Raw genomic sequence first — 14,222 nt, 5'->3', positions numbered from 1 at the left:
TGTTGCTGTCTATAGCTGCACAAAAATATGGAAGTAGATAAACTCTGGTTTAAAGATTGGTTTAATTCGCCCTACTATCACCTGTTGTACAACAACCGGGACGACAGGGAAGCCGCGGCATTTATTGATAAGTTGCTTACCTACCTGCACCCTGCAGCAGACGCGGAAATGCTCGATGTAGCCTGTGGAAGGGGACGTCATGCCAAGTACCTGGCAGATAAAGGCTACTATGTAACGGGAATCGATCTGTCTATCGAAAGTATTAATATAGCTAAAAAGCTGGAAAGCGCTCACCTGAGCTTCTTCCAGCATGATATGCGCCTGCCTTTCCGCGTGAACTACTTTGATGTGGTATTCAATTTCTTTACCAGTTTCGGCTATTTCGAATCCCAGCGCGACAACGACAATGCGTTGAGAACCCTGAAGAATGCCCTGAAACCGGGAGGTAAACTGGTACTTGACTACCTGAACAGTAACTATGTGGCTGCTCACCTGGTAAATGATGAGGTAAAGGAGAAGGACAACGTGGTATTTGATATCCGCCGGGAACTGAAAGCTCATAAATTTATGAAGCAGATCAGTATCCTGGACAAGGAAAAAATGCGTCGTGCTACTTATACAGAAAGCGTGAACGCCTTTACCAGGGAAGAGTTTGAAGTCATGTTTGCCAAACAGGGACTTGAGATAACAGAAATATTCGGCGACTATCACTTTAACAGCTACGATGAACAGCGTTCGCCGCGACTGATCATCATTGCTACAAAATCATAGCCATGCTTGAATCTATACTCCGGGGAGATCTACGGTTATTTTTTCATATCAACGGGCAGTGGTATAACGGATTCCTGGATGTGGTGCTGCCTTTTCTGCGGGAACCTTTTGTCTGGGCGCCATTGTACCTGTTCCTGGGTTTATTTGTAACCATTAACTATGGCTGGAAAGGGCTTTTCTGGATCATGTTCTTCCTCTTGTGTTTTGGATTGGCAGACCAGAGTAGTCTGTATCTGAAAAGCGCTATCGGAAGGGTGCGTCCCTGCCGTGATCCGGTAGTATCGCATTATGCACGGGTATTGGTGAGCTATTGTCCGACGAGTGGAAGCTTTACATCCAACCATGCCGCCAATCATTTTGCGCTGGCTACATTTTGTTTCATAACTTTAAAACACGCATTTCGCCGGTATACCTGGATATTCTTTGCATGGGCCGCTGTGATCGGTTATGCACAGATTTACGTAGGCGTGCACTATCCGCTCGATGTAGCAGGAGGCGCATTACTCGGCATTTTTATCGGATTGCTGAGCGGTAGCTTTTTTCAACGCCGCATAAGACTGGAGTCCGAACTCGCATCATGAACTGGAATTATTTAATACTGATACTGGCCGCGACCATTGCTGGTGGGATTATACCCATGACAGTGAAACGCATCAATGCCAACTTTTCTATTTACCTCCTGGCGTTTACCGGGGCTTTCCTTTTTGGGATTATTATCATGCACCTCCTGCCGGAAGTGTATGAGGAGCTGGGTCATCAGGCCGGCTTGTATATTGTGCTGGGATTTTTCCTGCAGGTATTCCTGCAGCAACTCTCACATGGTATGGAGCATGGTCATACGCATATGCCCCAGGAGGGACATCGTCATATTGCTGTAATGCCGCTGCTGCTGGGCCTTTCCATCCATGCGTTTATGGAAGGGCTGCCACTGGGCTTTAAGTACAACGACCATTCTGCGCTGCCGTCACTCATGGTGGGGGTAGCCGCCCACAAAATTCCGGAAGCCTTAACACTGATCACCGTGATGATGCATGCCCATAAGAAAAGGTCTGAACTGTGGCGGATCCTGATCATATTTGCCCTGGTAACCCCATTGGCCGCAATACTGGCAGGATGGCTGGGCAGCCGTTTTGAAGTGGTGCAACATTACCTTTTATATGTGGTTGCGTTGGTAGTGGGTGCATTTCTGCACATTTCTACCACGATCTTCTATGAAAGTGGTACCAAACATCATGAACTCAGCAGGAAAAAGGTATTGGCAATAGCATTCGGTTTGCTTTTGGCATTTCTCACCCTGATATTTGAATAATTTTTTATTTTTAGGCTTTATATATGGAAGTCGTCATTATCCTCATCCTTATTTTATTGAACGGTCTGTTCTCGATGTCCGAGACAGCATTGATCTCGGCCCGGAAAATCCGATTGGAGAACCAGGCCAATAAAGGGGATGAAAAAGCAAAGGCTGCTTTAAAGCTGGCCAATAATCCGGACACTTTTCTTTCTACCGTGCAAATCGGTATTACCCTGATCGGCATCCTGACGGGTATCTATTCAGGTCAGAACATCAAAACAGATGTGATGGCCTGGCTCAATACTTTCCCTCTCATACAACCTTACAGCAGCATTGTTGCCACTATCCTGATTGTAGTGGCCATCACCTATTTCTCCATGGTATTGGGAGAACTGGTGCCTAAACGGATCGGGCTGGCCAAGCCGGAAGCGATTGCCAAGTTTATGGCAAAACCCATGCAGGTGCTTTCCTGGCTCACTTATCCTTTTATCTGGTTACTCACCGCTTCCTCTGCGGCTATTATAAAATTATTCAATCTCCGGTCAGACGAGGCACATGTCACGGAAGAGGAGATCAAAGCGATTATCAATGAAGGCACCAATTCAGGCGCCATCGAAGAAACAGAACAGGAGATCATAGAAAGGGTATTTCACCTGGGCGACCGGAATATTACCTCGCTGATGACCTACCGCAATGATATTACCTGGCTGGATGTTAACGAAGATCCGGCTACTTATCAGCAAACGATTCACGATAGCCTGCATTCGGTGTACCCGGTATGCGACGGGCAGATCGATAGTATCAAAGGGCTGGTGACGATCAAGGACCTGTATTCCGTATCCGGTAAATCAACACCGCTGACAGACATTATCCGGAAGCCTTTGTTTGTACCGGAAAACAATACCGCCTACCAGGTACTGGAAAAGTTTAAGGAAACGCACTTACACGCGGCCTTTATCGTGGATGAGTATGGCACGTTCCTGGGGATGATCACCCTGAACGATATCCTGGAAGCCATTGTAGGCGATATGCCGGAAACAGCCGAAAGCGATGACTACGAAATGATTCTTCGGGAAGATGGCACCTGGCTGGTAGATGCCCAGATTCCTTTTTATGATTTCCTGGAAGAGTTTGATAAAGAAGACTGGATGGCCGAATTTGAGCAGGATTTTGATACCCTGGCAGGGTTTATTCTTCATCACCTGGAACACATTCCGCAAACCGGAGAGAAATTCATGTGGAGAGATTTTACTTTTGAAATAGTGGACATGGATGCACATCGTATCGATAAGGTTTTGGTTACACCGCCAACGACAACAACAACAGAAGATTAGGCTTTGCTCCCCCACCTGATAAGTAATAACCGCATGCGTAAATACCCGTAATCCGGGTAATGGGGTTTGTTATTTATTTGGATAAATCTAGCTTTATGCTAATTTTGAGCACTTTTTTACATATACAAATAATTTAATTTAAGATAAAATGGTTGCAATAGGAAGTAAGGCGCTGTCCCTGGAAGAAGTGTACAGGGTCCTTTTGGGCGGAGAAGAGCTGACGCTGGAAGCAGCGGCTCTGCAGCAGGTGGAAGCTAGTTTTCTATTCCTCGAAAAGTTTTCGGCAAAGAAACTGATCTATGGTATCAACACTGGTTTTGGACCAATGGCCCAATACCGTATTTCTGACGAAGATACTTTCCAGTTACAGTATAACCTGATCCGCAGCCATAGCTCCGGCGCCGGCAACTGTATGTCGCCTTTACATACCAAAGCCCTGATGATAGCACGTTTGAGCAGCTTTATGCAGGCGCATTCCGGTATTCACCCGGAAGTGGTACACCTGTTAAAAGACCTGATCAATAAAAACGTATATCCCTGTGTGTTTGAACACGGTGGCGTGGGAGCCAGCGGCGACCTGGTACAGCTGGCCCACCTGGCCCTGGTACTGATCGGCGAAGGCGAAGTATGGTATGAAGATAAATACCAGCCTACAGCAGAAGTGTTTGCAAAACTGAACCTGAAACCAATCGGTATTCATGTAAGAGAAGGACTGGCCATTATTAATGGTACTTCCGCCATGACCGGTATCGGCCTGGTAAACCTCATTGAAGCGAAGAAGCTTCTTGGCTGGTCGGTAGTATTATCGGCCATGATCAACGAAATAGTGGAAGCTTTTGATGATCATCTCTCTGAAGAACTGAATGCCGTGAAAAAGCATGAAGGCCAGCAGAAAATAGCCGCCAAAATGAGAGAAATCCTCACCGGCAGCAAAATGGTCCGTCATCGCCCGGATCATCTCTATAAAGAACTGGAAGAAGAAATTTTTAAAGATAAAGTACAGGAATATTATTCTCTGCGCTGCACCCCGCAGATCCTCGGACCTATCTACGATACCCTCGCTCAGGCAGAGAAACTCGTGGTACAGGAACTGAATTCCGTAAGCGATAATCCGGTAGTGGATCATCACCGGGAAAACGTTTTCCACGGCGGAAACTTCCACGGCGATTATGTCTCCCTGGAAATGGATAAAATCAAAATAGCAATTACCAAGTTGTCGATGCTCGCAGAAAGACAACTCAACTACCTGCTGAACGAAAAACTGAACCATAAATTCCCTCCGTTTATGAACCTGGGTAAACTTGGCTTCAATTTTGGAATGCAGGGGGTGCAATTTACGGCTACATCCACCGTGGCGGAGAACCAGACCTTGTCTTTCCCGATGTATGTACACAGTATTCCGAACAACAACGATAACCAGGATATTGTGAGTATGGGATGTAATGCCGCTACTATGACCAGCAAAGTAATAGAGAATACTTTCCAGGTATTGTCTATCCAGGTAATGACCATGTTACAGGCGGTGGACTACCTGAATTGCCAGGACAGATTAGCTGGTTTCTCCCATAAGGTATACCAGGAAGTGAGGGCTATTTTCCCTAAATTTATTGAGGACAGTCCGCGTTATAAGGATCTTCAGCAGATTAAAGCTTACCTGAAAAAAAATGACCCCATTCAGTTCTGATCTGCTGTCGGGAGTTAGCCGTTATTCGTAATTTGTAATTTGTAATCCATGAAATGTGCATTAGTAACAGGAGGGTCCAGGGGAATAGGCAGGGCAGTATGTATCAGGATGGCCGAAGCGGGTTATCATGTACTGATCAACTACAAAGGGAATGAGGCAGCCGCCCTGGAAACACTGGAGGCAGTAAAGGCAAAAGGCAGTACCGGTGAACTGATACCGTTTAACGTAGGAGATGCCGCCGAAGTGCAGCAGGTATTGGGTAGCTGGGTAGAAAATAACAAAGACCAACAGATAGAAGTGCTCGTGAACAATGCGGGCATCCGGGAAGATTCCTTGATGTTCTGGATGAATGAAGGCCAATGGAGTAATGTGCTCAACATCAGTTTGAACGGTTTTTTCAATGTCACCAAACAGGTGCTGAACAACATGTTGCTGAAGCGTTACGGACGTATCATCAATATGGTATCCTTATCCGGGATCAAGGGATTACCCGGCCAAACAAATTACTCTGCCGCCAAAGCAGGGGTAATTGGCGCCACCAAAGCGCTGGCACAGGAAGTAGCCAAAAGAGGTGTAACGGTAAATGCGGTGGCACCCGGATTTATCAGAACAGATATGACCGCAGAACTCAATGAGAAGGAACTGGCTGCACAGGTGCCGATGAACCGTTTTGGTACAGCGGAAGAAGTAGCAGATGCAGTAGCTTTCCTGGCTTCCCGGTCGGCAGGTTATATTACCGGCGAGGTACTTAACATCAATGGAGGGTTGCACACATAATTACGTCAATATTACTGAGCTAAAGGCTAACCGCTAAAAGCTAAGAGCTATGAACAGAGTAGTGATCACTGGGATGGGAATCTATTCCTGCATCGGAAAGGATATGCAGGAGGTGAGGGATTCATTGTATCAGGGGAAATCCGGTATTGTGCTGGATCCTGAAAGAAAAGCATTTGGTTACCGGTCAGGATTGACCGGGTATATAGAGAGACCTGAGCTCAAAGGTCTGCTGGATCGCCGGTCCAGGCTCATGATGCCTGAACAGGCAGAATTCGCCTACATGGCCACCCGTGAAGCCTTGGCGCAGGCGGGTATCACACCTGAATATATTGATTCCACTCCCATAGGACTTTTATATGGCAACGACAGTTCCGCAAAACCAGTGGTGGAAGCCAATGATGTGATGCGGGCCAAGAAAGATACGATGCTGGTAGGCTCTGGTTCTGTGTTTCAGACCATGAACTCTACCGTAAATATGAACCTGGCCACCATTTTTAAGCTGAGGGGCGTTAATTTCACCGTCAGCGCGGCTTGTGCCAGCGGTTCCCATGCTATCGGGCTTGGCTATATGTTTATCCGGAATGGGATGCAGGACGCCGTGATCTGCGGAGGCGCCCAGGAAGTAAATGTGTATGCGATGGGTAATTTTGATGCCATTGCTGCATTTTCTGTGCGGGAAGGAGATCCTACCCGTGCTTCCAGGCCGTTCGACCGGGACCGCGACGGACTGGTACCCAGCGGTGGTGCAGCTACTGTGATCCTGGAAAGCCTCGAATCTGCCCAGCGCAGGGGAGCTACTATTTTGGGAGAAGTGTTGGGCTACGGCTTTTCCTCCAATGGCGCACATATTTCCAATCCAACCGTAGACGGCCCGGTTAGATCTTTACAGATAGCCATACAGGATGCGGGTTTACAGCCGGGGGATATTGAATATATCAATGCGCACGCTACTTCCACCGCAGCCGGTGACGCCAGCGAGGCGAAAGCGATCTACGAAGTATTCGGGGATTCCCGGCCTTATGTGAGTTCAACCAAATCCATGACCGGCCATGAATGCTGGATGGCAGGCGCCAGTGAAATTGTATATTCCATGCTCATGATGCAGAACGGCTTTATTGCGCCCAACATCAACCTGGAGAATCCCGATGACGATGCCGCGAAGCTAAATATTGTAACCAATACAATTAATAAAAATTTTAATATATTTTTGTCGAATTCTTTTGGCTTTGGCGGAACAAATTCTTCTCTTATAGTGAGGGGGTGGAATGGAAAATAAATATCCTTAACTTTGGACCTTGGATCAGGATGGTAGACCAACAGACAGCATAAACAAATTTTAAAACGACCTATATCTGATTTCACACTTTATGGACATTAGAGAGATAATAACTGTTACGAATAAGTTTCTGGTGGAGGAGTTTGAAGCAAACCCCGATACAATCACCCCGGAAGCCAATATGAAATCCACACTGGATCTGGACAGTCTGGATTATATCGACATGGTAGTAGTGATAGAAGATAATTTCGGGTTTAAGGTAAATCCGGAAGACTTCCAGTCTATCGTGACTTTCCAGGATTTCTACGATTATGTAGCCACTCGTGTACAACAAAAAGAACTGGTATAATGCCTTCCTGGCAAGGAAAGTCTAAAGGAAGTAAGTTCGGATATAGTTGTTTTGTTTTCCTGTTGAAGCATGGAGGGGTGGTACCGGCGTATATACTGCTGAGATTTGTCGCCTTTTATTTTTTTGCATTTTCCTGGAGTTCCTCAAAACCTGTCTATCATTATTTCCGCACAAAAATAGGTTACAGCAGGCTGCGTGCCTTGTTGAGTTTGTACCGTAATTATCATGTATTTGGCCAGACGTTGATCGATAAAGTGGTGGTCATGGCCGACATGTCCAATAAATTTACTTTCGAGTTTGAGGGAGAGCATCATCTGCGTGAGATGATTGCTGGTGGTAAAGGTGGCATCTTACTGAGTGCGCATGTGGGCAACTGGGAAGTAGCCGGTCACCTGTTCAAGCGTTTGCAGACCCGTATTAATATTGTCATGTTTGATGGAGAGCATCAGCGCATCAAGGATTACCTGTCTGGTATTACCGGCGACCGTAACATGAATATTATAGTGATAAAGGAGGATAATTCCCATATCTATGCCATCAACGATGCGTTGAGTAACCAGGAGTTGGTATGTATGCATGCCGATCGCTTTTTGCCGGGTAATAAAACCGTAACGGTTCCCTTTTTAGGACAGGAAGCCCGTTTTCCGATGGGGCCTTTCCTGTTAGCCGCCACCTTCCGGGTACCTGTGTCAGTGGTGTTCGCCTTTAAGGAGTCGGCTACCCATTATCATTTTTTTGCCACCGCACCGCGCCAGTATCACGGCCGGCGGAACCAGGGCGTGGAAACGGCACTGCACGATTTTGTGGAAAGAGTAGAAGAAAAAGTGTACCGTTACCCTGTACAATGGTTCAATTATTACGATTTTTGGGAATAATGCGTGTTTTTACTGTTAATAATTTCGTATAATTCAATTTATTTCGTGTTTCATTTATAATAATAACTTGTGCAGATGTTTATTCATTCAGATGATATTACCGCTTATATTCCCCAGCGTACCCCGATTGTGATGATCAGTGGTATCCTGGCTGTAGATGGCCCTATTACACGTACCGGGCTGCATATTGCTGCAGATAATATTTTTGTGGAAAACGGCGTGCTGACTGCACCCGGCCTGATGGAAAATATTGCGCAAACCGCTGCCGCCCGTATCGGCTATATTGCCAAACAGGAAAATAGCCCGGTGCCACTGGGATTTATCGGCGCGGTAAAAGACCTTGAAATCCTCGAACTGCCGCCGGCAGGACAGATGATAGAAACCACTACCGAGATTGGTGGTGAAGTGTTTAATGCCACCATGGTGACTGGAAAAGTGATGTTTGAAGGACGCCTGATGGCACAATGTGAAATGAAAATATTCATCAATCCCCAAATTTAATCACACATGAACTGCAGAAAATTACTTGCACTTCCGATGCTGATGTTGAGCATGATGGCTATGACAGCTAATGCGCAAACACTTAAGAACTTCCTGGACAGCAAAGACTCTTCCTTTACCTGGCTGGGTGTGGATTTTACACAGGCCAAACTGATAGGTGATGCTGCTGCCAAAACAGATGCCATCGTTGAACATGATTTTACTTCTCTGAACCAGGCGATAGTAAATGAACAGAAGAAATACGATGTACCCGGTACCCTGCACAAGGATAAATACAATACCAGTATTGGTCTGGTGAACAAGCGTAATGAATCCATGAACAAAGATGGCCTGAAATCTGATGACTCAGTCGACTTTGAGCGCCTGAAAGCAGACGACATCGTGAAAGTGGTGAAATCGTACGATTTTTCCGGAAAACACGGTATTGGTGTATTATTGATGATGGAAGCAATGAGCAAAACGAATAAAAATGCCGCCATGTGGCTCACCATCGTAGACATGGATAAGAAGAATGTACTGCTCACTGAACGCTACATTGGTAAAACCCAGAAAATAACTTTCGGATTCCGTAACCTCTGGTTGTCTGCCGTTAAAGATGCGTTGGGCAACATCGAAGATGACTACAGCAAGCTGAAAACAAAATATGCAGAAGCCAAAGATCCGGAAGAACCAAAACCGGTAGTTGCAGCACCTGCACCAGCACCAAAGAAAGACACCAAAGCCGCTACTACTACACCAGCAGCAAAGAAACCAAAGAAGAAAGGATAATATGATACTGACCGAGTGCACGAACATACTGATAAGATTTAATGAAGCAGATCCGCTGGGGATAGTATGGCACGGGCATTATGTGCGGTATTTTGAAGACGGCAGGGAAGCCTTCGGCGAGAAATACGGGTTGAAATACCTGGATATTTTTGAAAAAGGTTTCACCGTTCCCGTTGTGAATGTGCAATGTGATTACAAACGCTCTTTGCGCTATGGCGACAGGGTAGTGGTAGAGACAAGGTTCGTGGACGACCTGGCCGCCAAAATAAAATTTGAATACATTCTGACTAATCCGGCAACAGGTGAGGTCGTAGCAAAAGGTTCTTCCGTACAGGTATTCCTGGACAAGGAAACTTCTTCGCTGCAACTGATCACACCCGCTTTTTTCATGGAATGGAAAAAGACGCATGGACTGGTATAACAAAGGGTATTATGCAACAGGTGTATGTAGTCGCAGACAATATTGTGGGGCCGTTAGGCAGTACTACCCGGGAAAATTTTGACCAGGTTTTATCTGGCAACAGTGGCATAGCTCAGCATCACCATGCTGGTTATGCCGCTGCTCCGTTTTATGGAGCTATGATCGCGCCGGGCCTGCTTGATCAGTGGGTAGCGGGCGATAACGCAGAAGGATATACGCGGTTTGAAAAACTGCTGACAGCCTCTGTAAAAGCGGCATTACAACAAACGGATATCACGCTCACGGATGCACGCACCGGCTTTATTGTTTCCACCACAAAAGGAAATATTGAATTGCTGGAGCAGCAGCCGGAAGGCGCGGAACCACCGGTAACAGACATGCAGTTGTATACCACCGCAAAGAAAATTGCAGGGCATTTTGGTGCCGTGAATGAACCGCTGGTGATCAGCAGTGCCTGTATTTCCGGTCTGGTAGCCATTTTAACCGGTAAGCGGCTCATCGCATCCGGCCGTTACGACCACGTTGTGGTTACCGGCGCCGATGTACTGACCCGCTTTGTATTATCTGGTTTTCAATCATTCCAGGCAGTAAGCGCCGTTCCCTGTAAGCCGTTTGATGCTAACCGCACAGGCGTTACTTTAGGAGAAGGCGCCGCTACGGTGATCCTGAGCAAAGAAAAAGGCGCCGCGCTTTTTTCTCTGGGAGCAGGCGCCATTAGCAACGATGCCAATCATATTTCCGGCCCTTCCCGCACCGGTGAGGAGCTGGCAGCAGTGATGCAACTCGCAGTGAGTGGCAGTGGCTTAACCACTGCAGACATTGGGTTTGTATCGGCACACGGTACCGCCACCCTGTACAATGATGAGATGGAAGCAAAAGCCCTGCATCATGCCGGTCTGGCTGATGTGCCGGTAAACAGCCTCAAAGGTTATTACGGCCATACCCTCGGTGCGGCCGGTTTAATTGAGGCTATTATCAGTATGCAGGCCATGAAAGCAGGTGTGGTACTGCCCACAAAAGGATTTGAAATACCCGGTGTGAGTATGCCGGTAAATGTTCATAACACCCTGGTGCAAAAAACATCCCGCCATTTCCTGAAAACAGTATCAGGTTTTGGTGGATGCAACGCCGCCATGGTCTTTAATCTTAACAGTTAAACAAAGTTATTGTCGTGTTTAATAAAGAAACAAAAACAGCACTCGAAGCGAAAGAAGCTGCATTGCGTCTGGCATTTGCGCCCGTTGCCTTCCAGGCTACCCGGGCATTACGTGATATGGGCATTTTGACCGCAGTCAGCAACAGCCGTTCTGCCGGTATTACCATTGAGGAAATCATGGAACAGACAAAAATGTCGCGCTACGCAGTAAGAGTATTGCTGGAAGCAGGTTTGGGAATGGAACTGGTGATCGTAAACGACAAACGGTATACCCTCACCAAAACCGGTTACTTTATTTTACATGATCAGCTCACCCGTATCAACATGGACTTTTCACAGGATATCTGCTACAAAGGCATGAATCATCTGCAGGAAAGTCTGACCGAAGGAAAGCCCGCCGGCTTACGCGAACTCGGCCCCTGGGATACCATTTATCCCGGCCTGTCGCTGCTGCCCCCTGCAGTAGGTAAAAGCTGGTTCGACTTCGACCATTACTATTCAGACCTCGCCACCCCGCAGGCGCTGGATATTGTTTTTGAAAAGAAACCAAAACGTTTACTCGATATCGGTGGTAATACCGGTAAATGGGCCCTGGCCTGCACCGCCAAAGATCCGGAAGTGGAAGTTACTATCTTCGACTTACCAGGTCAGGCCGGGCTGGCACAACAGAAAATGAAAGACGCCGGTGTGGAAAACCGTGTACATTTTCATATTGCCAACATCCTTCATGAAGAACTGCCTTTCCCACAGGGCTTTGATGCCATCTGGATGAGCCAGTTCCTGGATTGTTTCTCCGAAGCAGAAATTGTGTCCATCCTGAAACGTTGCCGCGAAGCGCTCAACGACGATGGTATTGTATATATACTCGAACCCTTCTGGAACCGTCAGCAGTTTAAATCAGCAGCTTTCTGCCTGCAGCAGACTTCCCTGTACTTTACAGCCATGGCCAATGGTAACAGCCAGATGTATCATACAGATGATTTCTTCCAGTGCATTGAAGATGCCGGGTTGAAAATCATTGAAGAGAACGACCAGATGGGAATGAACTATACATTGTTAAAGTGTCAGAAAAAGTAATAACCCAATAATCACATAATCAATAACTCCCAAAATCGTCACTTATGAAAACTGAGCAAGTTGATGTACTGGTAATTGGCGCAGGCCCGGCAGGAACGGTAGCCGCGTCTATTATTCACCAGGCCGGGTATAAAGTTAAAGTGGTAGAGAAACAAAAGTTTCCCCGTTTTGTGATCGGTGAGAGCCTGTTACCCCGTAGCATGGAAGCTTTGGAAGAAGCAGGCTTTATAGATGCTATCAAAGCAAAAGGTTTTCAGGAGAAGTTTGGGGCAAAGTTTGTAAAGGGAGATGCGCTTTGCGACTTTACCTTCCAGGAGCAATTTACGCCAGGCTGGACCTGGACCTGGCAGGTAACCCGCGCCGATTTTGATAAAACACTGGCGGATACCGTGGAAAGTATGGGCGTGCCGGTGGATTACGAAACAACGGTAACGGACATACGCTTTAATGGCTCAGATTCAGTGACCACCGTAGAAGATAAAAACGGGGAGCAATCGCAGATCGCTGCCCGCTTCATTGTGGATGGCAGCGGTTATGGCCGGGTAATCCCTAAATTATTCAACCTGGAGAAAAACTCCAACCTGCAACCCCGCAAAGCATTGTTTGCTCATACGGTAGACGTACGCCGTTCTATGGCGGATGAGCCTAACCGTATTACGGCAGTAGTACATAAAAAAGGGGTATGGATCTGGATTATTCCGTTTGCCACGGGAGTTACTTCCCTGGGCTTTGTGGGAGATCCTGAATTTTTTGAACAATATCCGGGCACCGATGAGGAAAAATACCGTGCCCTGCTGGAAGCAGAACCCTATACCAGGGAGCGTTTCCGCGATGTGGAGCTGGTATTTGAACCAAGAATACTACAGTCGTGGTCGGCTACTACCGATAAATTTTATGGCGATGGATTTGTGCTTACCGGCAATGTGACAGAATTTCTGGACCCGATTTTCTCTTCTGGTGTAACTTTGGCCTGTGTGTCGGCTCAAACCGCCGCAAAACTGGTGATCCGGAAATTGAAAGGCGAAGCAGTGGACTGGGAAAAAGAATACATGGAACCAACCATGCAGGGCGTGAATACCTTCCGTTCTTACGTAATGGCGTGGTATGAAGGCACCCTGGACACTATTTTCTTTAAGAAGGACGCCGATCCACTGATCAAAGGACAGATTTGTTCTGTATTGGCTGGTTATGTGTGGGATATGAGCAATCCATTTGTGAAAAACCACGACACCGCGTTAAAACGCCTGGCCAGAACGATAGAATTAACAGAAAAATTAAAAAGCAGTTCGGAGATTGAATAGCGGAGCAACATATATTACAGGTAGTTGTATCATACGCCATAACAGGGTTTATTTAAACGGATCCCTGTTGTGGGAAGCAGATCCAGCGTTGGAATTGCCGGAATTTCTGCGGGCGGGATATGACCGTTTTTCCGGTCAGTATCCCAAATTTCATAAGATGGATGCCCTCAGCAAGCTGGGCTGGCTGGCGGCGGAAGTGTTACTGAAAGATACCGCCATTGCAGCGTTACGGCCGGAGCAAACCGGCATGGTGTTATCAAACCGCAGCAGCAGTCTGGATACAGATCTGCGCTACTATGCCACTGTAAAGGATTTTGCAAGTCCTGCACTGTTTGTATATACGCTGCCTAATATAGTGATGGGAGAAATTTCGATCCGGCATGGTTTTAAAGGAGAGAATACTTTTTTTGTATCTCCCGCTTTTGATACCGCGTTAATGAGCAGTTACCCGGCACAGTTGCTGGCAGAAACACCTTTGGCCGCCTGTATCTGCGGGTGGGTAGAAGTAATGGAGCAACAATACGAGGTGGCATTATTCCTCGTGGAAAATATACAGCGCCCCAACAGCATCCTCTTAACGGAGGCGGCTTTAACGGCGTTATATCAACAAAATAACAGTTAATCACTTTAATTAAACGACA

General features: G+C 46.8%; 16 protein-coding genes. All 16 read left to right on the top strand.

The window, feature by feature from the left end:
- Positions 1–27: 27 nt before the first annotated feature.
- The 16 genes from BMW79_RS30755 to BMW79_RS30680 all read left to right on the top strand — a co-directional run bounded on the left by BMW79_RS30755 (position 28) and on the right by BMW79_RS30680 (position 14,203).
- Complete coding sequence (locus BMW79_RS30755) at positions 28–771, top strand: class I SAM-dependent methyltransferase (RefSeq protein ID WP_089902623.1); 744 nt, start codon at positions 28–30, stop codon at positions 769–771.
- Positions 772–773: 2 nt separating this feature from the next.
- Positions 774–1,352 carry a phosphatase PAP2 family protein gene (locus tag BMW79_RS30750; RefSeq protein WP_089902620.1) on the top strand — a complete coding sequence of 193 codons (579 nt, stop codon included), beginning with the start codon at positions 774–776 and terminating at the stop codon, positions 1,350–1,352.
- Positions 1,349–2,080, top strand: a complete 732-nt coding sequence (locus BMW79_RS30745; protein ID WP_089902618.1) for a ZIP family metal transporter — start codon at positions 1,349–1,351, stop codon at positions 2,078–2,080. Before BMW79_RS30750 ends, BMW79_RS30745 begins: the two co-directional genes overlap by 4 nt.
- A gap of 23 nt (positions 2,081–2,103) precedes the next feature.
- Positions 2,104–3,396, top strand: a complete 1,293-nt coding sequence (locus BMW79_RS30740; RefSeq protein ID WP_089902615.1) for a hemolysin family protein — start codon at positions 2,104–2,106, stop codon at positions 3,394–3,396.
- A gap of 148 nt (positions 3,397–3,544) precedes the next feature.
- The gene (locus tag BMW79_RS30735) at positions 3,545–5,080 is read left to right on the top strand and encodes an HAL/PAL/TAL family ammonia-lyase (protein ID WP_089902611.1); all 1,536 of its coding nucleotides are present in this window, start codon (positions 3,545–3,547) and stop codon (positions 5,078–5,080) included.
- 48 nt (positions 5,081–5,128) lie between these two features.
- Positions 5,129–5,857, top strand: a complete 729-nt coding sequence (fabG, locus tag BMW79_RS30730) for a 3-oxoacyl-ACP reductase FabG (protein WP_089902608.1) — start codon at positions 5,129–5,131, stop codon at positions 5,855–5,857.
- 49 nt (positions 5,858–5,906) lie between these two features.
- A complete protein-coding gene (locus BMW79_RS30725) occupies positions 5,907–7,133 on the top strand; it encodes a beta-ketoacyl-[acyl-carrier-protein] synthase family protein (RefSeq protein WP_089902605.1) in 1,227 nt (408 codons plus the stop codon).
- 91 nt (positions 7,134–7,224) lie between these two features.
- Positions 7,225–7,482, top strand: coding sequence for a phosphopantetheine-binding protein (locus tag BMW79_RS30720; protein ID WP_089902602.1), 258 nt, complete (start codon positions 7,225–7,227; stop codon positions 7,480–7,482).
- Positions 7,482–8,357 (top strand): LpxL/LpxP family acyltransferase, encoded by an 876-nt coding sequence (locus tag BMW79_RS30715; RefSeq protein WP_089902599.1) that lies wholly within the window; start codon positions 7,482–7,484, stop codon positions 8,355–8,357. The genes BMW79_RS30720 and BMW79_RS30715 overlap by 1 nt, the downstream gene beginning before the upstream one ends.
- Before the next feature lie 75 nt (positions 8,358–8,432).
- Positions 8,433–8,858: a hypothetical protein gene (locus tag BMW79_RS30710; RefSeq protein WP_089902596.1), complete on the top strand. Its 426-nt coding sequence runs from the start codon at positions 8,433–8,435 to the stop codon at positions 8,856–8,858.
- 6 nt (positions 8,859–8,864) lie between these two features.
- Positions 8,865–9,626, top strand: coding sequence for a hypothetical protein (locus tag BMW79_RS30705; protein ID WP_089902593.1), 762 nt, complete (start codon positions 8,865–8,867; stop codon positions 9,624–9,626).
- A gap of 1 nt (position 9,627) precedes the next feature.
- Positions 9,628–10,047, top strand: a complete 420-nt coding sequence (locus BMW79_RS30700; protein WP_089902589.1) for an acyl-CoA thioesterase — start codon at positions 9,628–9,630, stop codon at positions 10,045–10,047.
- Between the two features lie 11 nt (positions 10,048–10,058).
- Entirely contained in the window at positions 10,059–11,204 is a 1,146-nt protein-coding gene (locus tag BMW79_RS30695) for a beta-ketoacyl synthase N-terminal-like domain-containing protein (RefSeq protein ID WP_089902586.1), read from the top strand.
- Between the two features lie 14 nt (positions 11,205–11,218).
- Entirely contained in the window at positions 11,219–12,280 is a 1,062-nt protein-coding gene (locus tag BMW79_RS30690) for an SAM-dependent methyltransferase (protein ID WP_245752751.1), read from the top strand.
- A 44-nt stretch (positions 12,281–12,324) separates the two neighbouring features.
- Positions 12,325–13,581: an NAD(P)/FAD-dependent oxidoreductase gene (locus BMW79_RS30685; RefSeq protein ID WP_089902580.1), complete on the top strand. Its 1,257-nt coding sequence runs from the start codon at positions 12,325–12,327 to the stop codon at positions 13,579–13,581.
- A gap of 67 nt (positions 13,582–13,648) precedes the next feature.
- A complete protein-coding gene (locus BMW79_RS30680; RefSeq protein ID WP_089902576.1) occupies positions 13,649–14,203 on the top strand; it encodes a beta-ketoacyl synthase N-terminal-like domain-containing protein in 555 nt (184 codons plus the stop codon).
- The last annotated feature ends 19 nt before the right edge of the window (positions 14,204–14,222 follow it).

The sequence above is a fragment of the Chitinophaga arvensicola genome (assembly GCF_900110835.1).
GTDB classification, from domain to species: domain Bacteria; phylum Bacteroidota; class Bacteroidia; order Chitinophagales; family Chitinophagaceae; genus Chitinophaga; species Chitinophaga arvensicola.
Note: the sequence above shows the minus strand (reverse complement) of the source record. Positions and strands in the feature narration are given on the sequence as shown.

What these genes read in the sequence shown, in the direction of transcription:
- BMW79_RS30755 (WP_089902623.1), top strand. Translation starts at nt 28, where the DNA reads ATGGAAGTAGATAAACTCTGGTTTAAAGATTGGTTTAATTCGCCCTAC.
- BMW79_RS30715 (WP_089902599.1), top strand. Translation starts at nt 7,482, where the DNA reads ATGCCTTCCTGGCAAGGAAAGTCTAAAGGAAGTAAGTTCGGATATAGT.
- BMW79_RS30705 (WP_089902593.1), top strand. Translation starts at nt 8,865, where the DNA reads ATGAACTGCAGAAAATTACTTGCACTTCCGATGCTGATGTTGAGCATG.
- BMW79_RS30700 (WP_089902589.1), top strand. Translation starts at nt 9,628, where the DNA reads ATGATACTGACCGAGTGCACGAACATACTGATAAGATTTAATGAAGCA.
- BMW79_RS30685 (WP_089902580.1), top strand. Translation starts at nt 12,325, where the DNA reads ATGAAAACTGAGCAAGTTGATGTACTGGTAATTGGCGCAGGCCCGGCA.
- BMW79_RS30740 (WP_089902615.1), top strand. Translation starts at nt 2,104, where the DNA reads ATGGAAGTCGTCATTATCCTCATCCTTATTTTATTGAACGGTCTGTTC.
- BMW79_RS30725 (WP_089902605.1), top strand. Translation starts at nt 5,907, where the DNA reads ATGAACAGAGTAGTGATCACTGGGATGGGAATCTATTCCTGCATCGGA.
- BMW79_RS30750 (WP_089902620.1), top strand. Translation starts at nt 774, where the DNA reads ATGCTTGAATCTATACTCCGGGGAGATCTACGGTTATTTTTTCATATC.
- BMW79_RS30735 (WP_089902611.1), top strand. Translation starts at nt 3,545, where the DNA reads ATGGTTGCAATAGGAAGTAAGGCGCTGTCCCTGGAAGAAGTGTACAGG.
- BMW79_RS30695 (WP_089902586.1), top strand. Translation starts at nt 10,059, where the DNA reads ATGCAACAGGTGTATGTAGTCGCAGACAATATTGTGGGGCCGTTAGGC.
- fabG (WP_089902608.1), top strand. Translation starts at nt 5,129, where the DNA reads ATGAAATGTGCATTAGTAACAGGAGGGTCCAGGGGAATAGGCAGGGCA.
- BMW79_RS30720 (WP_089902602.1), top strand. Translation starts at nt 7,225, where the DNA reads ATGGACATTAGAGAGATAATAACTGTTACGAATAAGTTTCTGGTGGAG.
- BMW79_RS30745 (WP_089902618.1), top strand. Translation starts at nt 1,349, where the DNA reads ATGAACTGGAATTATTTAATACTGATACTGGCCGCGACCATTGCTGGT.
- BMW79_RS30710 (WP_089902596.1), top strand. Translation starts at nt 8,433, where the DNA reads ATGTTTATTCATTCAGATGATATTACCGCTTATATTCCCCAGCGTACC.